The organism is Photobacterium sp. DNB22_13_2, from assembly GCF_052873915.1.
Genome location: NZ_JBNNXU010000136.1, coordinates 1 through 272, shown reverse-complemented (window position 1 = coordinate 272; position 272 = coordinate 1). Strand labels below are relative to the sequence as shown.

Annotated in this window: 1 protein-coding gene; it reads left to right on the top strand. The window is 69.9% G+C overall.

Annotated elements, in window-relative coordinates; genetic code table 11:
- The coding region (locus tag ACVA58_RS28110) for a hypothetical protein (RefSeq protein ID WP_446513524.1) at positions 1-272 on the top strand (272 nt) is incomplete at both ends.

The window sequence follows — 272 nt, the reverse complement described above, 5'->3', positions numbered from 1 at the left end:
GCATCGAGGTGTTTGCCGCGCAGCCGGTGCGCATGGATGATGACGCCGTTCGCCTGCGCGGCCGTCTGCTGCGCTTGCAGGACGATCCGGCGGGTTGGCGCTATCAACTGGTGGAAGCCGCACTGACTGCGGTTCAACCGTCGGCCCATCCAGCACGCGTGAGTCGCCGCGTGTTTCTGGCCGCCGGCGCCGCGTTGGGGCTGGCGGCCTGCGCGCCCGGCCGCTTTGCCAACTACACCGAAGGCGATGCCGGCGCGGACACCACTTGGACG